At 70.2% G+C, this 19,812-nt stretch carries 16 protein-coding genes; 11 read left to right on the top strand and 5 right to left on the bottom strand.

Features of this window, described 5'->3' with window-relative positions:
- Positions 1–21: 21 nt before the first annotated feature.
- Entirely contained in the window at positions 22–1,446 is a 1,425-nt protein-coding gene (locus tag ASE12_RS10025) for an MFS transporter (RefSeq protein WP_056399897.1), read from the top strand.
- Here the strand turns inward: ASE12_RS10025 and ASE12_RS10020 are convergent.
- Together ASE12_RS10020 and ASE12_RS10015 are read right to left on the bottom strand one after the other, a co-directional pair.
- Positions 1,443–2,795, bottom strand: coding sequence for an FAD-dependent oxidoreductase (locus ASE12_RS10020; protein ID WP_056399896.1), 1,353 nt, complete (start codon positions 2,793–2,795; stop codon positions 1,443–1,445). The genes ASE12_RS10025 and ASE12_RS10020 overlap by 4 nt on opposite strands.
- Positions 2,796–2,914: 119 nt before the next feature.
- Positions 2,915–3,727 carry an alpha/beta fold hydrolase gene (locus ASE12_RS10015; protein WP_056399892.1) on the bottom strand — a complete coding sequence of 271 codons (813 nt, stop codon included), beginning with the start codon at positions 3,725–3,727 and terminating at the stop codon, positions 2,915–2,917.
- Positions 3,728–3,775: 48 nt separating this feature from the next.
- On the opposite strand from ASE12_RS10015, the gene ASE12_RS10010 reads away from it, so the two are divergent.
- The 8 genes from ASE12_RS10010 (at position 3,776) to ASE12_RS09980 (ending at position 13,560) form a co-directional block, all read left to right on the top strand.
- Positions 3,776–5,176: an NAD(P)/FAD-dependent oxidoreductase gene (locus ASE12_RS10010; RefSeq protein WP_056399888.1), complete on the top strand. Its 1,401-nt coding sequence runs from the start codon at positions 3,776–3,778 to the stop codon at positions 5,174–5,176.
- A 132-nt stretch (positions 5,177–5,308) separates the two neighbouring features.
- Positions 5,309–5,770, top strand: a complete 462-nt coding sequence (locus tag ASE12_RS10005) for an FMN-binding protein (RefSeq protein WP_157412883.1) — start codon at positions 5,309–5,311, stop codon at positions 5,768–5,770.
- On the top strand, positions 5,757–6,629 hold the full coding sequence (locus tag ASE12_RS10000; RefSeq protein ID WP_056399883.1) for an FAD:protein FMN transferase: 873 nt from the start codon (positions 5,757–5,759) through the stop codon (positions 6,627–6,629). Before ASE12_RS10005 ends, ASE12_RS10000 begins: the two co-directional genes overlap by 14 nt.
- Before the next feature lie 76 nt (positions 6,630–6,705).
- Positions 6,706–8,271, top strand: a complete 1,566-nt coding sequence (locus tag ASE12_RS09995; protein ID WP_056399880.1) for an FAD-dependent oxidoreductase — start codon at positions 6,706–6,708, stop codon at positions 8,269–8,271.
- A 75-nt stretch (positions 8,272–8,346) separates the two neighbouring features.
- Positions 8,347–8,496: a hypothetical protein gene (locus tag ASE12_RS20040; RefSeq protein WP_157412882.1), complete on the top strand. Its 150-nt coding sequence runs from the start codon at positions 8,347–8,349 to the stop codon at positions 8,494–8,496.
- Between the two features lie 108 nt (positions 8,497–8,604).
- Positions 8,605–11,193 carry an ATP-dependent chaperone ClpB gene (clpB, locus tag ASE12_RS09990; RefSeq protein ID WP_056399877.1) on the top strand — a complete coding sequence of 863 codons (2,589 nt, stop codon included), beginning with the start codon at positions 8,605–8,607 and terminating at the stop codon, positions 11,191–11,193.
- Between the two features lie 34 nt (positions 11,194–11,227).
- Positions 11,228–12,112 (top strand): hypothetical protein, encoded by an 885-nt coding sequence (locus tag ASE12_RS09985; RefSeq protein WP_157412881.1) that lies wholly within the window; start codon positions 11,228–11,230, stop codon positions 12,110–12,112.
- A gap of 86 nt (positions 12,113–12,198) precedes the next feature.
- Positions 12,199–13,560 (top strand): NAD(P)/FAD-dependent oxidoreductase, encoded by a 1,362-nt coding sequence (locus ASE12_RS09980; RefSeq protein WP_056399870.1) that lies wholly within the window; start codon positions 12,199–12,201, stop codon positions 13,558–13,560.
- Here ASE12_RS09980 and ASE12_RS09975 read toward each other — a convergent pair.
- Both ASE12_RS09975 and ASE12_RS09970 read right to left on the bottom strand, forming a co-directional pair.
- Positions 13,557–14,315, bottom strand: coding sequence for a helical backbone metal receptor (locus ASE12_RS09975; RefSeq protein ID WP_056399867.1), 759 nt, complete (start codon positions 14,313–14,315; stop codon positions 13,557–13,559). The two genes, ASE12_RS09980 and ASE12_RS09975, sit on opposite strands and share 4 nt — an antisense overlap.
- Positions 14,316–14,333: 18 nt before the next feature.
- Positions 14,334–14,816: a hypothetical protein gene (locus tag ASE12_RS09970; RefSeq protein WP_056399866.1), complete on the bottom strand. Its 483-nt coding sequence runs from the start codon at positions 14,814–14,816 to the stop codon at positions 14,334–14,336.
- A gap of 176 nt (positions 14,817–14,992) precedes the next feature.
- Between ASE12_RS09970 and ASE12_RS09965 the strand changes: the two genes are divergently transcribed.
- Positions 14,993–16,135, top strand: a complete 1,143-nt coding sequence (locus ASE12_RS09965) for an acyl-CoA dehydrogenase family protein (protein WP_056399865.1) — start codon at positions 14,993–14,995, stop codon at positions 16,133–16,135.
- Between the two features lie 150 nt (positions 16,136–16,285).
- Positions 16,286–17,647, top strand: a complete 1,362-nt coding sequence (locus ASE12_RS09960) for an MFS transporter (protein ID WP_235508885.1) — start codon at positions 16,286–16,288, stop codon at positions 17,645–17,647.
- A 54-nt stretch (positions 17,648–17,701) separates the two neighbouring features.
- On the opposite strand, the gene ASE12_RS09955 is transcribed toward ASE12_RS09960, so the two are convergent.
- A complete protein-coding gene (locus ASE12_RS09955) occupies positions 17,702–19,792 on the bottom strand; it encodes an acyltransferase family protein (protein ID WP_162255477.1) in 2,091 nt (696 codons plus the stop codon).
- Between the last annotated feature and the right edge of the window lie 20 nt (positions 19,793–19,812).

Here is a 19,812-nt window from a genome sequence, read left to right as displayed (position 1 = left end):
GTTCGATGTGAGGCTGACGTCATGACCACGACCAACACCCTCACCGCCCCCAGCGGCGGCCACGACGAGCTGCGCCGCATGAAGGCTCCTGCACTCATCGCCGCCCTCGTCGCCGTGACCATCCCGGTCATGTCGTTCTTCAGCGTCAACGTGGCGCTCGGCGTGATCGGCCACGACCTCGACGCCTCGCCGGCCAAGCTGCAGCTGGTCGTCGCCGCGTACGCCGTCGTCTACGCCAGCCTCGTCGTCATCGGCGGTCGCCTCGGCGACAGCCACGGACGTCGGAGGCTCATCATCATCGGGCTCACGGGGTTCGCCGCCGCGAGCCTGTTGTGCGCCGTCGCCCAGACGTCGGAGCAGCTCATCGGTGCCCGGCTGCTGCAGGGCGCCGCGGCCGCGCTCACGACGCCGCAGATCCTGGCGACGATCCATGCCTCGACCGACGGGCACCACCGCAACCGCGCGCTCGGCTGGTTCGGCGCCACCGCCGGCATCGCGACCTCGTTGGCATTCCTGGTCGGCGGCACGCTCACCGACAGCGACGCCGGCTGGCTCGGGTGGCGGTCGATCTTCTGGATCAACGTCCCCATCGCGGTGGCGGTCATCCTGGCGGTGCTGCGTTGGCTGCCCGAGACCAAGGCCCCGTCGAAGTCGTCGCTCGACCCCGTCGGCGCCGGGCTGCTCGCCGTGTCGATGGTGCTGCTGATCGGGCCGCTGACCGAGGGTCGCGCGGTGGGCTGGCCGACCTGGACCTGGCTGATGCTGGGAGCGTTGGTGCCCGCCGCCGCACTCCTGGTCTGGTCCCAGCACCGGCTCGAGCGCGACGGCGGCCTGCCACTGATCCCGCCCTCGCTGTTCGCCTTCCGCAGCATGACGGTCGGCCTGGCGATCGCGAGCCTGTTCTTCATGGCGTTCGGCGGCTTCATGTTCATCTACGCCCTGGCCGCCCAAGGTGCCGGCATGGACCCGTTGCACATCGGGCTCAGCCTGCTGCCGATGTCGCTGACGTTCCTCGTCGCGTCGTTGGCCGCCGGCCGGTTGGTGCCGCGGTTCGGCGCCAGCGTCCTCACCGTGGGTGCCGTGATCGCGGCCGCGGGCTATGCCGGGGTCGCCTGGACCGTCTCCCAGCAGGGCGACGACTTCACCGTCCTGGGCGTGACACCGACCATGGCGGTCGCGGGCATCGGCCTCGGGCTCGTGATGCCGCCGCTGTTCGGCATCGTGCTGAGCCAGGTGCCGCCGCACGCGGCGGGCCTCGGCAGTGGCGTGATCATCACGACGCAGCAGATGTTCCTCGGCCTCGGCTCGGCGCTCGTCGGATCGCTCTTCCTGAGCCTGGCGTCGTCCCACTCGGGCTCGGCGGCGTTCGCGCGCACGGTCGTCCCGCTGGCGATCGTGATGCTCGTGATCGCCGGCCTGACCCGCATGCTCGAGCCGCGGGCCTAGCTGCGGGAGATCCGCACCATCTCGTCGCGGGGGACGACCTTGATGCGCGTACGACCGGCGGCCTCACCGAGGGCGAGCTCGTGCTCGTCGAGCTGCTCCCAGCCCTCCCACGTCGTGAACTCGATGCCGCGGCCCGCGAGGTAGCGGTCGACGGCCTCGCGCTCGGGCTCGGGCGGAGCGACGAGCGCGTCGACGTCGGAGAGCAGCAGCTCGATGGTCTGGGCGGCGTCGGACTTGGTGTGGCCGATCAGGCCGACGGGTCCGCGCTTGATCCAGCCCGTGACGTACGCGCCGGGCAGCGGGTCGCCCTCGATGTCGATGACGCGTCCGCCGTCGTTGGGCACGATCGCCTGGGCGTCGTCGAACGGGATGCCGGCCAGGTTCTCGGAGCGGTAGCCGACGGCGCGGTAGACGGCCTGAACCGGCCAGTCGACGAGCTCGCCGGTGCCGCGTACGTTGCCGGTGCCGTCGAGCTCGGTGACCTCGGTGCGCAGTCCGACCACGCGGCCGTCCTCGCCGAGGATCTCGACGGGGTTCTGGCAGAAGTGGATGTGGATCCGGTGCGCCGCGCCGGTCGGCTCCTTGGCGAGGTAGTTCTGCAGCACGTCGACGACGAGCTTGACCGACTTGGACGCGCGGATGGCGTCCATCGATCCCTCGTCGAGCTCGAAGCCCTCCGGGTGGATGATGACGTCGATGTTGGGCGAGTGCGACAGCTCGCGCAGCTCCATGGGCGTGAACTTCACCTGGGCGGGGCCGCGACGGGCGAACACGTGGACGTCCTTGGTCGCGTTGGCCTTGAGCCCGGCGTAGACGTTGTCGGGGATCTCGGTGACGAGCTGCTCGTCGGCGGTCTTGGCGAGCATGCGGGCGACGTCGAGGCCGACGTTGCCCACGCCGAGCACCGCGACGGTCTCAGCGTGCGGGTCGAACGGCCAGTCGCGCGGGGCGTCGGGGTGGCCGTCGTACCAGGAGACGAAGTCGGCCGCGCCGAACGAGCCCTTGAGGTCGATGCCGGGGATCTCGAGGTCGCGGTCGGCGCGGGCGCCCGTCGCGAAGATGACGGCGTCGTAGAACTGCTGGAGGTGGTCGAGCTTGAGGTCGGCGCCGTAGTTGACGTTGCCGAAGAACCGGATGTCGTCGTTGGAGAGGACGCGCTTGAGCGCCTTGACGATCTCCTTGATGCGCGGGTGGTCCGGCGCGACCCCGTAGCGGATCAGGCCGAACGGCGTCGGGTCACGGTCGAGGATGTCGATCGTGACGTCCACCTCGGACTTCGTGAGGATGTCGGCCGCGTAGATGCCCGCCGGTCCGGCGCCGATCACGGCGACACGCAATTGCCTGCTCATACACAACTCCTGGGGAAGATCGCCACGATGTCTTAGGCAAGGCTAAGGAGGCTGACCAAGCGCTCTTCCGGCGTCTTGCCATGCGAACGGCGAACCTGTGGTGCGGGTCACACGGACCGTCAGGTGTGCTTCGCCAGGAACCCGGCGACCAGGGCGTTGACCCGATCGGGCACCTCCAGGGCGGCGAGGTGGGCGGCCCCGTCGATGACGACGAAGTCAGCGCCGGGGATCGACTCGGCCATGACCCACGTCTCCGCGACCCGGAACGTCGCGTCCTCCTCGCCGGCGACGACGAGGACCGGGGTGCTGATGCGGGCGAACAGGTCGCGTTGGTCGGGGCGCTGCGGCACGACGCTGCGGACCGCCCACGTCGCCGACGCCATGTCGACGTTCGAGAGCGAGGCACGGACGGTGCGTACCACCTCGGGCCGCGTCCGCAGGCTGGTCGGTCCGAGGAACGCCTTGAGCACCGATCGGGTCAGCGGCGGCCTGATGCCGCCGAGGAGGTGGGCGGCGCGCAGCATCGCCGCGTACTCGATCCGCTGGTGGCGGCCGGCGGTCGATGCGGTGGCGTTCATCAGCACGGCGACGCCGACGCGGTCGGGGTGCAGGGCGGCGAACGTGCCACCGATCATCCCGCCCCACGAGTTGCCGAGGACGTGCGCGCGGCCCACGCCGACGTGGTCGAGCACCTGCTCGATCACGGTGGCGCACTCCTCGAACGTGAATCCTCGCGTGAGCGCCTCGCTGGCGCCGTGGCCCGGGGGATCGATGACGAGCACGGTGAACCGGTCGGCGAAGTGAGCCGCCTGCGCAGCCCAGAGGTCGCCGTCCATCAACAGGCTGGGCCACATCGCCATCGCCGGGCCGTCACCATCCGTGCGTACGCGGATCCGGCCCAGGACCGTGGGCACGTCGTGGTCGACCAGCATCTGCCCACCCTAGGGCCGAGGTGACGACGGGCGGACTAGGTTGAACGCATGACCACCGCCGTCGTCGTGGGCTCCGGGCCCAACGGGCTGGCTGCCGCCGTGGTCCTCGCCCGGGCCGGGATCGACGTGACGGTGCTCGAGGCCGAGGACGAGATCGGTGGCGGCACCCGCTCGGCGGAGCTCAACGTGCCCGGAGTGCTGCACGACATCTGCAGCGCGACCCATCCGACGGGCGTCGCGTCCCCGTTCTTCCGGTCGCTCGACCTCGAGCGGCACGGCCTGGAGTGGCTCTGGCCCGAGGTCGACGCGGTGCACCCGCTCGACGGCGGCCGCGCGGGCGTCCTGTTCCGCGACCTCGACCGTACGGTCGAAGGGCTCGGCGTCGACGGCAAGGCCTGGCGCAAGCTGTACGCCCCCCTGGCCGCCTCGAGCGACGAGCTGATCGGCGAGCTGTTCCGCCCGATCGTGCACGTCCCCAAGCACCCCGTCATGATGGCGAAGTTCGGCGTGCGGGCCCTGCAGCCGGCGTCGTGGATCGCCCGTCGCTGGCAGACCGACGAGGCCCGGGGGCTGTTCGCGGGGCTGGCGGCGCACGCGATCCATCCCCTCAACAAGCCGACGACCGGCGGCCTCGGCCTGATGTTCGGACTGACCAGCCATGCGTACGGCTGGCCGGTCGCCAAGGGCGGGTCCGCCGCGATCGCCCGCGCCCTGGCGGCCGACGTCGTCGAGCACGGTGGCCGCATCGAGACCGGCCACGAGGTCACCGAGCTGCCGCAGGCCGACATCGTCATCTTCGACACCTCGCCGGCTGCCGCGCTGCGGATCGCCGGCGACGCGCTGCCCGGCCGCGTACGTCGACCGCTCAAGCGGTGGCGCTCGGGTCCCGGCGTCTTCAAGGTCGACTTCGCGGTCGAGGGCGGCGTCCCGTGGACCAACGAGTGGGCTCGCAAGGCCGGCACCCTGCACCTCGCCGGAACGTTCGAGGAGCTCAACGCCGCCGAGCGCGAGGTCCACGCCGGCCGGATGCCCGACCGCCCGTTCGTCCTGGTCTGCCAGCAGTACCTCGCCGACCCGGGGCGGTCGGCCGGCGACGTGCACCCGGTGTGGTCGTACGCGCACGTGCCCAACGGCTACACGGGCGATGCGACCGAGGCGATCACGGACCAGATCGAGCGGTTCGCGCCGGGGTTCCGCGACCATGTCGTCGCGAAGACCACGACGGGCCCGGCCCAGCTCGAGGCCCACAACGCCAACTACGCCGGGGGCGACATCGGTGGAGGTGCCAACGACGCCTGGCAGGTGGTCATGCGGCCCCGCTTCTCACCCAATCCCTACTCGCTCGGCGCCAAGGGGCTCTACCTGTGCTCCGCCTCCACACCACCCGGCGGCGGCGTCCACGGCATGGGCGGGTTCCACGCGGCCACCGCGGCTGTGCGCAACCTGTGAGTCTGTAACAACGCTCACAGCGCGGAACTCCCTCCGCGAGGGCCCCGTTCATACGGTTGAACGTTCAGCCACTCTGTTCCGTTCTCCACATTGCACGCTGATTCCATACCCTCGAGCCCAGGAGCCCGACCGATGAAACTCCCAGCGCACAAGAAGATGCTCTCCGCGGCGGCAGCCGCCTCCGTCATGCTGCTCACCGCAGCCTGCGGCAGCGGCGGCAGCGACGACGCGTCCAGCACCCCCAGCTCGTCGGCACCGTCCGCCTCCAGCGACGACTCGTCCGACGCCGCAGCATCCACCTACAAGGACGGCGACTACGAGGCCGAGGCCAGCTACGTCAACCCGGGTGGTGACTCGAAGGTCAAGGTCGAGCTCACGCTCGCCGACAACAAGGTCAGCAAGGTCGAGGTGACACCTGAGGCCACGGACGGCACCTCCAAGAGCTTCCAGGAGAAGTTCGCCAGCGGCATCTCCTCCGAGGTCGTCGGCAAGAGCCTCGATGACCTCAAGGTTGACAAGGTGGCCGGTTCGTCCCTCACGCATCTCGGCTTCAACGAGGCGATCGACAAGATCAAGGCTGATGCCAAGGCCTGAGTCGGCCGCCTGGCGATTCGAGGCGATCGGCACCGCCTGGCAGATCGACACCCCCGAGCCGCTTGCCCCGGACGTCGCCGCAGCCGTGACCGCGCGCATCGATGACTTCGACGCGGTGTGGTCGCGGTTCCGGCCCGACTCGGTGGTCTCGAGGATCGCCGCCGACGGCGGGACCTGGGTGCTCGATCCCGACTCGCGCGCCCTGCTCGACCTCTATGTCGCCCTGCACGACGTCACGGACGGCGCGGTGACACCGCTCGTCGGGCGTACGCTCGCCGATCTCGGCTACGACGCGTCCTACTCGCTGCGGTCCGTCGCCGAGCCGGCTGCGGTGCCCGCCTGGGACGCGATCGACTGGGACTATCCCACCCTCGTCACCCGTGAGCCGGTGCTGCTCGACGTCGGTGCAGCCGGCAAGGGTCACCTCGTCGACCTGGTCGCGGGCGTCCTGACGGACCACGGCATCGCCGACGTCACGATCGACGCGAGCGGCGACCTGCTGCACCGCGCCGACACGCCGTTGAGGGTCGCTTTGGAGCATCCAGGCGATGCGACCCGCGCGATCGGGGTCGCCGAGCTGTCCCGCGGACGGGCGCTCTGCGCCTCGGCGACCAACCGGCGTGCGTGGGGCGACGGGCTGCACCACGTGCTCGACGGGCGTACCGGCCGCCCGACCCGTGACATCGTCGCGACCTGGGTCGTCGCCGACTCCGCCCTGCTCGCCGACGGCCTCGCCACGGCCCACTTCCTCACCGACTCCGCCCCGCTCGTGTCACGCTTCGACCACGAGTTCGTACGCATGCACGCTGACGGCCGAGTCGAACGATCCCCGGACTTTCCTGGAGAGGTGTTCTCATGAACGAGCGTCAGCGAGTGAAACAAGGGCACTTCATGCCGGTGCCCTCTTACCATTGCTTCTTCGAGGGGGTGCCGGCATGAACGCGAAGCTCGACCCGCGCGACCTGCTCGACCGACAGCTCGGCCGGGTGACGATGTACCGCCTCGTCACGATCGTCCTGCTCGCTCTCGCCGTGGTGATGGTCGCCTACACGGCCGGCGGCACGTTCACCGACCCGTTCACGGTGAAGGCCGAGCTCGTCACGCTGGTGGTGCTCGTCGTCGCCTCCTACCTCAGCAATCGCGTGTGCGGGTTCATCTGGCGCATCAAGCCCCACGGTGAGTCGTCGATCATCACGGCGCTGCTGCTGTGGTTCCTGTTCTGGCCGACGACCGATGGGACGACGCTCCTGTGGCTCGGCGGCGCCGCGGTGCTGGCGAACCTGTCGAAGTACCTCCTCGCGTGGCGTGGGCGGCACGTCTTCAACCCGGCCGCAGCCGGCGCGTTCCTCGTCGTGGTGCTCCAGCACGTCGTGAACCGCGAGACCACGGTTGACCCGACGTGGTGGGCGGCCTCCAAGACCTTGCTGCCCTACGTGGCGGTCGGCGCTTTCCTGGTCCTGTGGCGAACCCGCCGCCTGGACCTCGGTGCGGTGTTCATCGTCATCGCCGGCGCCTTGACCGTGTGGGGCTTCACGTCCGGGTACGACCAGCCGTTCGACGCGGCCCTCAAGACCACCGCCTACTCGGTGGCCCTCGTCTTCATCGCCGGGTTCATGCTGAGCGAGCCGCTGACACTCCCGCCGCGCCGCCATCAACAGCTGATCGTGGCCGCGGTCGTCGCCGTCGTGATCTCCTACCCCCAGTGGATCGCGCTGCTCGACAAGACGCCGTTCACGGTGGACGGGATCGGCGTGAGCCAGCAGCTTTCGCTGCTGATCGGCAACCTGCTGGCGTTCGCGTTCGCCCGCCGGCACGGCGTCACGTTCGTGCTCGAGCAGAGCCGCGTGCTCACGCCGGAGACGCGGGAGCTGACGTTCCGCGCCAAGCGCCCGGTGTCGTTCGAGCCTGGTCAGTTCGCCGAGCTCACGGTGCCGCACGCCGGCGTCGACGGTCGCGGCAGCCGGCGCTCGTTCAGCATCAGCTCGCCGCCGAACGCCGAAGGGCGGGTCTCGTTCGCGCTGCGCGTGCCGGAGGACTCGTCGACCTTCAAGAAGGCACTGCTGGCGCTCGAGCCCGGCGACACGGTGCACGCGACCGGCATCGGCGGCGACTTCCTGCTGCCGTCCGACCCGTCGCAGCCGTTGCTGCTCGTCGCCGGTGGCATCGGCATCACCCCGTTCCTGAGCCAGCTGCGGCACGAGTCGTCACGCGACGCGGTGCTGGTCTACGGCGTCTCGTCGCCGGACGAGGTGCCGTTCGTCGAGGAGCTCGCGGGCGTCCGGGTCGTGCTGGTCGGCCCCGCCGCGCCGAGCGGCCTGCCCGACAGCTGGACGTACGTGCAGGCGCCGTTCCTGTCGACCGAGCTCATCGCCAACGCCGTCCCGGACCTGGCGAGCCGCAAGGCGTACGTCTCCGGGCCGCCGGCCATGGTCAACGCCGTGCGCCCGGGCCTCGCGAAGCGGTGCAGGAGCGTCAAGACGGACTACTTCACCGGCTACTGACCGGCCCGTCCTTGCTGGCGGCGGCCCTCCGACCTAGTGTGATGCAGGACACATCCGTACGTCCCAAGGAGGGACATGTCCGAGATGCCAGCCGAGTTCCTCGAGCCTGAACGGCGTGAGGAGCAGGACGTGCCGAGCGTGCGCGACCGCGGGGCCGACGAGCCCGTCCGTGATCCGCGAAGCTCGAGCCAGCCCGAGACCGATCGGCCGTACGGCGACGGCTAGCGCAGGCTGCCGGTCGGATTCGCGCGAATCCGGCAAAGTTGATAGGAATGGACTCAACTTTGAATGCGTTGAGATGAGTGACACTCGTTCCATTCCAGGAGAACCACCATGGACCTTGCCACGTTCACGACGCGCAGCCAGCAGGCGCTCGGCAGCGCGATCTCTGCTGCCGCCGCCGCGGGCAACCCCGCGGTCGAGCCGGCCCACCTCCTGTCCGCCCTCCTCACGCAGGACGGCGGCACCGCTGCTCCACTGATCCAGGCGGCCGGCGTCGACGCCCAGGCCGTGCGCGCGGGCCTCAAGTCCGCGCTCGACGCCCTGCCATCCGCCAGTGGCGCCAGCGTGCAGAACCCCGGTCTGTCGCGCGCGAGCCATGAGGTGCTGCAGCGCGCCAAGGACCTCGCCGACCAGCTCGGCGACGACTTCGTCTCGACCGAGCACCTGACCGTCGGCATCGCGACCGTCGAGTCGGCGGCCAGGACCGTCCTGACCGACGCTGGCGCGACCGCCGAGTCGCTGCAGGCCGCGTTCGACGCCGTACGCGGTGGCGCGCGCGTCACGAGCGCCGATGCGGAGGACACCTATCAGTCGCTGGAGAAGTACGGCGTCGACCTCACTGCCGTCGCGCGCGAGGGCAAGCTCGATCCCGTGATCGGCCGCGACAGCGAGATCCGTCGCGTCGTCCAGGTGCTGTCCCGGCGTACCAAGAACAACCCCGTCCTGATCGGCGAGCCCGGCGTCGGCAAGACCGCCGTCGTCGAAGGCCTCGCCCAGCGCATCGTCGCCGGCGACGTGCCGGAGTCGCTGCGTGGCCGCCGGCTCATCTCTCTCGACCTGGCGGCGATGGTCGCCGGCGCGAAGTATCGCGGCGAGTTCGAGGAGCGCCTCAAGGCCGTGCTGACCGAGATCAAGGAGTCCGACGGCCAGGTCATCACGTTCATCGACGAGCTGCACACCGTCGTGGGCGCAGGTGCCGGCGGCGACAGCGCGATGGATGCCGGCAACATGCTCAAGCCGATGCTGGCCCGCGGCGAGCTGCGCATGATCGGCGCGACGACGCTCGACGAGTACCGCGAGCGCATCGAGAAGGACCCCGCCCTGGAGCGTCGCTTCCAGCAGGTGTTCGTCGGTGAGCCCAGCCCCGAGGACACGATCGCGATCCTGCGCGGCCTCAAGGAGCGCTACGAGGCGCACCACAAGGTGTCGATCTCCGATGCCGCGCTCGTCGCTGCCGCCACGCTGTCGGACCGCTACATCCCCGGCCGTCAGCTGCCCGACAAGGCGATCGACCTGATCGATGAGGCCAGCAGCCGGCTCCGCATGGAGATCGACTCCAGCCCGATCGAGATCGACGAGCTGCGCCGTGCCGTCGACCGGCTCCGCATGGAGGAGCTGCACCTCGACAAGGAGCAGGACGACGCGAGCCGCGACCGGCTCGACAAGCTCCGCGTCGAGCTGGCCGACAAGCAGGAGGCCTTGCGCGCGCTCGAGACCAGGTGGGAGCGCGAGAAGCAGGCGCTCAACGCCGTCGGTGAGATCAAGGAGCGGATCGACGAGGTCCGCAGCCAGGCCGAGCGGGCCCAGCGCGAGGGTGACATGGACACCGCGAGCCGGCTGATCTACAGCGAGATCCCGGCCATGGAACGACAGCTCGAGGATGCCCAGGCTGCTGAGGCTGCCCAGGAGGGCGACTCGATGGTGCACGAGGAGGTCGGCGCCGACGACGTCGCCGAGGTCGTCGCGTCGTGGACCGGCATCCCCACCGGACGCCTGCTCGAGGGCGAGACCGGCAAGCTCCTGCGCATGGAGGACGAGCTCGGCAAGCGGCTCGTCGGCCAGCGGACCGCGGTCGCGGCCGTGTCCGATGCCGTACGCCGGTCCCGTGCCGGCATCTCCGACCCCGACCGGCCGACCGGATCGTTCCTGTTCCTCGGCCCGACAGGCGTCGGCAAGACCGAGCTGGCCAAGACGCTGGCGGAGTTCCTGTTCGACGACGAGCGCGCGATCATCCGCATCGACATGAGCGAGTACTCCGAGAAGCACTCGGTCAGCCGGCTCGTCGGTGCCCCTCCGGGCTACGTCGGCTACGACGAGGGCGGTCAGCTGACCGAGGCCGTACGTCGTCGGCCCTACTCGGTCGTCCTGCTCGACGAGGTCGAGAAGGCGCACCCCGAGGTGTTCGACATCCTGCTCCAGGTGCTCGACGACGGGCGCCTGACGGACGGCCAGGGACGTACGGTCGACTTCCGCAACGTCATCTTGGTCCTGACGTCCAACCTCGGGTCCGCGTTCCTCAGTGATCCCGCGCTCGACGACGCCGCCAAGCGCGCGGCGGTGATGGATGTCGTCAAGGCGTCGTTCAAACCGGAGTTCCTCAACCGCCTCGACGAGATCGTCACGTTCGACGCGCTCGGCACCGACGAGCTGGCGCACATCGTCGACCTGCAGGTGTCGGCGCTCGCCAAGCGCCTGGCGGTCCGGCGCATCACGCTCGACGTCACGCCTGCGGCTCGTGAATGGCTCGCCCTCACCGGGTGGGACCCCGCGTACGGTGCCCGGCCGCTGCGCCGGCTCGTGCAGCAGGCGATCGGCGACCGGCTCGCGCGATCGCTGCTGAGCGGCGAGGTGCGCGACGGTGACACCGTCGTGGTCGACCGCGCACCCGACGCGGACGAGCTGACGGTCAAGGCCGCCTGACCCTCGTCACCGGCGTGATGGTGGGATGGACGCCATGACCGAGCACCGCTCCACGCGACCGCCGCCCGTGCTGACGGCCTGTGTCGTCCTCGGCGTGGTCGGCGCGTTCTGGGCGGGCAAGGTCGTGTTCATCCTGGCGACCTGGTTCTCCACGAGCGAGGACATGGTCAAGGCGTTCACCGACCCGATGGTCGCGGACGGAGTCGAGCGCGGCGATGCCGAGATGATCTACCGGGTCTACCTCGGCATCCTCGCCCTGCTCGCCGCCTCGGTGGTCGTGTTCGCGGTCTATGCCGCCCTCGGCCACGCCGTCAGCCGGATCATGGTGACGATCGCCGCGCCGATGATGGCGATCGCCGGCATGGCCGACGGCACGCTCGCCGAGCTCCCGTTGGGCGTGCTCGCCGTGTGGAGCATCGCCCTGCTGTGGAGCGTCGACGCGCGGCGGTGGTTCGCCCAGGTCAGCGGCAAGGAGCAACCGGTCCCGGCCGCGCCGCCCGGATGGCCGCCGCCGCTGCCGGCGGCACCTCACGGGACCCAGCAACCCGTCCCGCAGCACCAGCCGCCGACGGGCCCGCCCCACCACCTGCCTCCGCCGGGAGCGCCCTACCCGCAGGCGTACGCCAGGCCGCCGCGCCCCCCGGCCGACGCGGTCAAGATCCTCTCGCTCATCACGCTGATCGTCTCGTCGGTGGTCGCTGCGGGCTGCGGGTTCTTCCTGGTCCTCTACGAGTTCGCGCGTGAGGAGCTGGTCAAGGAGCAGCTCGACTCCGACATGAACTGGATGAACCTCTCGGAGACCGAGGTCCGTGACAGCTACCGCGATCTCGCCACGCTCTCGTGGGTCGTGCTGCCGCTCTGCCTGGTGGCGATCGTGGTCTCCCTCGTGCTTCTCGTACGCCGGCGGCGCCGACCCTGACGACGCTGGTTTGTCCAGACATGAGAGTGGTCACAGAGCCCGCCCGCGATGTGCGTTGCCCACCCCTCGGTCGATAGACTGAAGACATGCCAGACAGCAGCGCTCCCGGTCAGAAACGCCCTCACGTCGTCGTGGTCGGAGGCGGGTTCGGCGGCATCGCTGCCGTCCGCAAGCTCAAGCGCGCCGACGTCGATGTCACGCTGATCGACCGGCACACCTACAACACGTTCCAGCCGTTGCTCTACCAAGTGGCGACCGCCAGCCTCAACCCCGGCGACATCACCTGGTTCCTCCGCGCCATCCGCGCCAAGCAGAGCAACGTGCGCTTCCTCAAGGGTCTCGTCGAGTCGATGGACCACGAGAACAAGACGCTGCAGCTCGACGGCGGCCTGGAGGTCAAGTACGACTACCTCGTCATCGCCGTCGGTGTGACCGCCAACTTCTTCGGCATCCCCGGTGCCGCCGAGCTCGCGATGCCGCTCTACCGCCGCTCGCAGGCGCTCGCGGTGCGCGACAAGATGTTCGCCGCGCTCGAGGACGCCGCGGTCAACGGCCAGGACCGCGACCTGCGCATCATCGTCGTCGGAGGTGGCGCCACCGGCGTCGAGACCGCCGGGGCGTTCGCCGAGCTGCGCAACAACGACATGCCGGTCACCTATCCCGAGCTCGACCGCAAGCGCGTGCACATCACGCTGATCGAGATGCTGCCGCACGTCCTCGGGCCGTTCCACCCCAAGCTGCGCGACTACGCCAAGAAGTCGCTCGAGAAGCGTGACGTCGACCTGCGCCTCGAGACCGCCGTCAAGGAGGTCCGCGAGGACGGTGTGCTCGTCGAGCACAACGGCGAGCAGGAGTTCCTGCCGGCCGGCATCGTCGTGTGGGCCAGTGGCATCACCGCGCACCCCACAGTCGAGGACTGGGCCGTGCCGCAGGGCCGGGGCGGACGCATCGAGACCGACGAGCACCTCCGGGTCAAGGGCATGACCGACGTCTTCGCGATCGGTGACGTCTCGATCAGCCCCGACGAGCCGCTGCCGCAGCTGGCGCAGCCGGCGATCCAGGGTGGCAAGCACGCCGCCAAGGTGATCAAGGCCGAGCTCGCGGGCAAGACGGTCAAGCCGTTCAAGTACAAGGACAAGGGCACCATGGCGACGATCGGTCGCTCGTCCGCCGTCGCCGAGATCAAGTTCCTGCCGCGGCTCAAGGGCTTTCCGGCGTGGATCATCTGGGTCGGCCTCCATGTCGCGACGCTGCTGGGCAACCGCAACCGGTTCGCCACGATGATCAACCTGACGGCCAAGTACCTCGTCTGGGGCAGCCACAACGCGATCGTCGGCGAGACACCTCCGGTCGTCGCGCTCAAGCCCGTCACGGTCGAGGCGCGCGAGCCGCGCAAGGCCGTGTCGCGCGCCCAGGCCCGCAAGGCCACCGCGGCCAAGAAGTCCTAGTCGAGCGTCGACTCGAGCTCGGCGCGGGCCGTCAGCATCGACGGCCCGTACCAGGTGAGTGACCGCCCCGACACGAGTCGCGTCGGGGTGTGGGCGAATGCCTCGGGTCCGTCGTCGGCCGTGAACACGTACGGCTCGTCGGGCAGCAGCACGAGGTCGACGTCGGGGGAGTCGATGTCGGCGAGCTCGACCTTGGGATAGCGGTCGTTGCCGTCGCCGAACGCGTTGACCAGCCCGAGCCGGGCGACCAGGTCGCCGGTGAACGTACGACCGCCGACGACCATCCACGGGTCGCGCCAGATCGGGATCGCGACCCTGCGGCCGGAGTCGGGCGCGGGTTCGGCCCACACCGCCCGGGCCTCGTCGAGCCAGTCGGGGGCGTCCCAGCCCAGGCCATCGGTGAACATCCGCTCCATCGACGCGAACGCCTCGTCGACCGTCTCGATGACGGTGACCCACACGGCGATGCCCGCGTCCCGGAGCCGTTGCACGTCCAGCTCGCGGTTCTCCTCGCGGTTGGCCAGCACGAGGTCGGGCCGGAGCTCGGCGATCGCGGCGCGGTCGGGGTTCTTGGTGCCGCGCACGCGGGTGACGTCGAGGTCGGCCGGGTGGGTGCACCAGTCGGTGGCGCCGACGAGCGCCTCGCGCCGGGTGGCCGCGACGGCCTCGGTGAGCGACGGGACGAGGGAGACCACGCGATGGGCCGGGCGTACGACCTCGACCGGGTGGCCGAGGTCGTCCGTCGCGGCAGTCATGGCCTCACTCTAGGAGCCCTAGGAGAGGTCCCCGCGGGTGTCGCGGACGTGCTCGCCGGCGGGTCGGTCATCCGCCAGCCGGTCGTCGGCGAACCGGTTGTCGCCGGGCCGGTCTCCGGTCACGCCATCGGCCGTGCCGCGGTCCGTCAGGGCGTCGTCGTCGATGTCGGGATCGATCTTGTCCGCTTCCGCGAGCCGTTCCCCGGCGTCCGCGCGCACCTGTCCGGCATCGCGCTCGTGCTGCTGCGCCTGGCGTTCGAGCTGCTCGGCCGCGACGCGAGCCTCCTCGGCATCGGCGCGAGCGGCGGCGGCATCGGCTTCGCGACGGCTGGCCTCGACGGCGTTGACCTCGGCCTCCTCGCGGAGCTGGCCTGCGCGGAACCGGTCACGTTGGACCGCCTTCACGTTGGCGCGGTTGCGCAGCGTGACCGCGATGATCGCGATCAGTGCGATGACGGCGGCGGCGATGAGCGCCCACACCCACCAGTTGATGTCGTCCATGACGACCTCCCTCTCTCGTGCGGCCCGCATCCTGAGGCGTACGTGCCGCGATCCCAGAGGGGATACCCGGTTCCGGGATCGTCACACCTTCGCGGGTGGCGTACGCCTGTCGCCGGCGGGCGGCCGACCCGCCCGCGTACGTACTATGTGGAAGCCGCCGCCGAACGAGGAGACCCATGCCTGCCACTCGCCTGATGCCGTCCGAGGAGTCGTCCGACCTGATCGGCCTGACGCGCGACATCGTGGCCAAGGAGCTGGCGCCGAAGGTGGCCGAGATCGAGGCGTCGGGCGAGTTCCCGCGCGAGGTGTTCCGCACCCTGGGCCGCGCCGGCCTGCTGTCGCTGCCCTATCCCGAGGAGTTCGGCGGGGGCGGCCAGTCGTACGAGGTCTACCTGCAGGCGCTGGAGGAGATCGCGACGGTGTCGGCGTCCGTTGGCGTCGGGGTCAGCGTGCACGCGTTGTCGTGCTTCGGCCTGTTCACGGCGGGCACCGACGAGCAGCGCGAGAAGTGGCTGCCCGACATGTTGTCGGGCGAGCGGCTCGGCGCCTACTGCCTGTCGGAGGCCCATGCGGGCTCGGACCCGGCGGCGATGAGGACCCGAGCGGTGCGTGACGGTGACTCGTACGTGCTCAATGGCGCCAAGGCGTGGACCACGCACGGTGGCAAGGCCGACTTCTACAAGGTCATGGCCCGCACCTCTGATGACGGCGGCCGCGGGATCTCGTGCTTCCTCGTTCCGGCGGACACGCCGGGTCTGACCGCGGACCACCCGGAGCAGAAGATGGGGTTGATGGGCTCGACCACCGCGACGATGGTCTTCGACGACGTACGCATCCCGGTCGAGCGCCGTCTCGGCGCCGAGGGGCAGGGCCTGCCGATCGCCCTGGCCGGCCTCGACTCGGGACGCCTGGGCATCGCCGCGGTCGCGACCGGGCTGGCGCAGGGCGCGCTGGATGCCGCGGTGGCGTACGCCAAGGAGCGCCAGACGTTCGGGCACGCGATCATCGACCACCAGGGCCTGGGCTTCCTGCTGGCCGACATGGCCGCAGCGGTCGAGTCGGCGCGGGCGACCTATCTGGCTGCGGCGCGGATGAAGGACGCCGGGCAGCCGTTCTCGCGACAGGCGTCGATCGCCAAGCTGGTCTGCACGGACAACGCCATGAAGGTCACCACCGACGCGGTGCAGGTGTTCGGCGGAGCCGGCTACACCCGCGACTTCCCCGTCGAGCGCTACATGCGCGAGGCCAAGGTCATGCAGATCTTCGAGGGCACCAACCAGATCCAGCGCCTCGTCATCGCCCGCAACCTCGCCCGCTGACCTTCCTGCACAATTTCACGTCGCTCGGTGTCCGATCCGGGCTTTCTCGTACGTCCTCTCAGTGGGTGACCACCGTGGTGCCCGCTGAGATGAAGTGAGGACCTCGTGAAAGCAGTAGACATCAATCACCGGGCATCCACGAGATGGATCGTGATCCTGGCCGGCATCGGTTCCCTGATGTCGGCGCTGGACACCGTCGTCGTGGCGACCGGGCTCAGCACGATCCAAGCCGACCTGGGCGCCTCCGTGGAGGAGCTCGAGTGGACGGTGAACGCGTACAACCTCAGCTTCGCGGTGCTCATGATCACCGGCGCCGTGCTGGGTGACCGCTATGGACGGCGGCTGTTCTACGCCATCGGCCTCGGGATCTTCGTGATCGCCTCGGCCGCCTGCGCCCTTGCGCCCGACGTCGGCTGGCTCATCGCGGCCCGTACGTTGCAGGGCGCGGGTGCCGCCCTGTTGGCACCGCTGAGCCTGACGCTGGTGGCGAGTGCGTTCCCCGTCGAGAAGCGCGGCGCGGCGATCGGCGCGTTCAGCGCGATCGCCGGCATCGCCGTGGCGGCCGGGCCGACACTGGGCGGAGCCGTGATCAACGGCTTCGCGTGGGAATGGATCTTCTGGCTCAACGTCCCGATCGGTCTCGTCGCGATCCCGTTCGTGCTGACGCGTATGCAGGAGGGCTTCGGGTCGGACAACACGATCGACCTGGGTGGTCTGCTGCTGGTGTCCGCGGGAGCGTTCGGCATCGTCTGGGGACTCGTTCGCGGCAACCCGGCGGGCTGGGGCAGCGCCGAGGTCCTCGTCGCGCTGGCGGCCGGGGTCGCGCTGATCGCGGCCTTCGTGGGGTTCGAGCGGCGTACGGGGAACCCCATGCTGCCGATGGAGTTCTTCCGGTCCCGGTCGTTCACGGCCAGCAACGGCGTCATCTTCTTCACGTTCGCGTCGTTGTTCTCGTGCGTGTTCTTCTACGGGCAGATGTTCCAGATCGCCCTCGGTGACGACCCGTTGGAGGCGGGCCTGCACCTGCTGCCCTGGACCGGGATGTTCATCCTGGTGGCGCCGGCTGCCGGCAGTGTCGCGGATCGCATCGGCGAGCGGCCGCTGATGGTCGCCGGCCTGCTCCTTCAGGGCGCGGGCGCCGGATGGCTCGCGCTGATCACGGATCCTGGCGTGTCGTACGGATCCATGATCGCTCCGATGGTCGTCTCGGGCATCGGCGTGTCCCTGGCGATCCCGTCGGCGCAGAACGGCGTGTTCGGCTCGTTGCCGCCTGAGCACATGGGCAAGGCGTCCGGCGCCAACAGCATGCTGCGCGAGCTGGGCGGCGTGTTCGGGATCGCGGTGGTCGTGGCGGTGTTCGCCGGTGCCGGCAGCTATGCGTCGCCGGACGCGTTCACCGACGGTTTCGGACCGGCGATCTGCGTGTCGGCGGCGCTGGCGTTCGTCGGTGCGGTGGTCGCACTTGGCATGCCGAGCCGCGACCGGCACGCCGTGCTCGTGCCTGCGGCCTGACGGTGCGACGAAGGGATCGAGGTTGGTCCGCGCGGACCAGCCTCGATCCCTCGTCTACCGACCGCGTCCCAGCGCCGGCGCGGCATGCTCGATGCCGGCGGCGAAGCGGTCCATCAGGGTCAGCGCGAACGTCTTGGTGAAGTGCAGCTTGTCGCGGTAGACCACGACATCACCGACCACCGGCAGGCAGGAGCTCCCGGGGCACGCCGTGGCGTTGGCCTTGACGAACGTGAGCTCGCCGGGCATCGCCTGTGCCGCGGCAGCCATGACGGAGGGCTGCCGGTCGAGCGCGAACGTGCACCGCGCCGCGTCCCGCGTCCTCGCCAGGCAGCTCGTCGGGAAGAACGGCGCCCGGTTGGGGGAGTCCGACAGCACGACGCCGATGCCAGCGGCGCGGAGCCGCTCGACCGTACGCTCGAGACCGTGCGTCGCGAGCTCCACCGCCTCGCGCCCCTTGGCCACGTCGTTGCCGACGGCCAGCTCGCCGGTGGAGAGCCGGCTCATCGCCAGCACGACGACGTCCGGATGCCGCTCCTCGACGGCGCGCAGCGCAGCATCCCGGAACGAGTCGCAGGCCGTGTAGGCGCCGCTGAGCTGCGGGTCGTGCTTGGTCACGTCGGCCATCGGGCACCGGCTCTTGGCCCACACGGTCACCGCCCAGCCGTGCTCCTTGCCGGCTGCGACGACGGCCGGTGCGATGGCGCCGCCGATCGAGTCGCCGAGGACGACCACCTTCTTGTCGGACTGGCGGTCACCGAACGTGCAGGCGTCCCAGTCCGGCAGCGCGACCTGCTTGAAGCCGACGTGGCAGCCCAGCTCCTTGTAGGGGCCGGCGTCGGTGGCGGCCGCCTCGAGCGACGGCGTGATGTGGCGTGAGACCGGCACCCGCTGGTCGCCCGACTGGTGTTCGGGAGCCACGAGGACGTGATCGATCGTCTCGGACTGCGAGGCGTACGCCACGACCGGGATGACCGCGGCCACGAGCGCGGCGCCGATGGCGATGCTGAGCGCGGGGCGTCGTACGAGCAGGCGCGCGCGACGAGCGGGCTCCTCGACGAGCCGATGACTCGCGCCACTGAGCGCCAGGGCGAAGGCGACCAGGCCGAGGCGTACGGGCAGGCTCCGCGAGTCGAGCGCCGCCATCCCGATCACCAGCACGGGCCAGTGCCACAGGTAGATCGAGAACGACAGGTCGCCCACGTACGTCAGCGGGCGGATCGACAGCAGGCGGTTGAGGCGCGAGTACGGACCCGTGCCCGACACGACCAGCAGCACACCGGCGAGGGTCGGGGCGATCGCGAGCCAGGACGGATAGCCGATCCCGCCGGTGCCGGACTCGTCGAGCAACCAGACGCTGAGGGCGAACAGCGTGACGCCGGCCGCTCCGAGGCTCGCGCGCGCCCGGCCCGACAGCCGCAGGATCGCCGGCACCGCGACGGCGACCAGCGCTCCCGTCGCGAGCTGCCACGCCCGGGCCGGCGTGCCGAAGAACGCGTACGGCTGGTTGGTCCCCGTCGTGTGGATCCCGTAGGCGAGCGACGCGGCGATCACCGCGACGAACGCACCACCGAACGTCATCGCGTACGCCTGGCGGCCCCGGCCACCCCGCCGCCACAGGATCGCGAGGACGACCAGCAGGAGCGGCCAGACGAGGTAGAACTGCTCCTCGACGCCGAGGCTCCAGTAGTGCAGCACCGGCGACGGGTCGCGGTCGCTGGCGAGGTAGTCGGTCTGCTGCTGCGCGAACCGCCAGTTGCCCGAGAACAGCGCCGCCCACAGGACGTCCGTGCCGATCGGCTTGCGGTCGAGCGGGCTCATGAACACCCGCACGGCGAGCATCGTCGTGACGAGCACGAGGGCAGACACCGGGATGATGCGGCGGGCCCGACGGGCCCAGAACTGGCGCAGGCTGACCGTCCCGGTCGCGGCGATCTCGTGCAGCAGCAGCTGCGTGATGAGGAAGCCCGACAGGACGAAGAACAGGTCGACCCCGACGAAGCCGCCGGGCACGAACGGCATACCGGCGTGGTACGCCACCACCGTCGTCACGGCGATCGCGCGCAACCCCTGGACGTCGTCGCGTCGCCACGGCCGTGTCGCCGGCGTCTGTGCGGGGATCGCCCGCTGTTCCGCCACCATCGTCATGCTGAGTCCCTCCGAGATCG

This window comes from Aeromicrobium sp. Root236 (assembly GCF_001428805.1).
Taxonomy (GTDB): domain Bacteria; phylum Actinomycetota; class Actinomycetes; order Propionibacteriales; family Nocardioidaceae; genus Aeromicrobium.
This window is presented reverse-complemented; position numbering and strand designations above follow the sequence as displayed.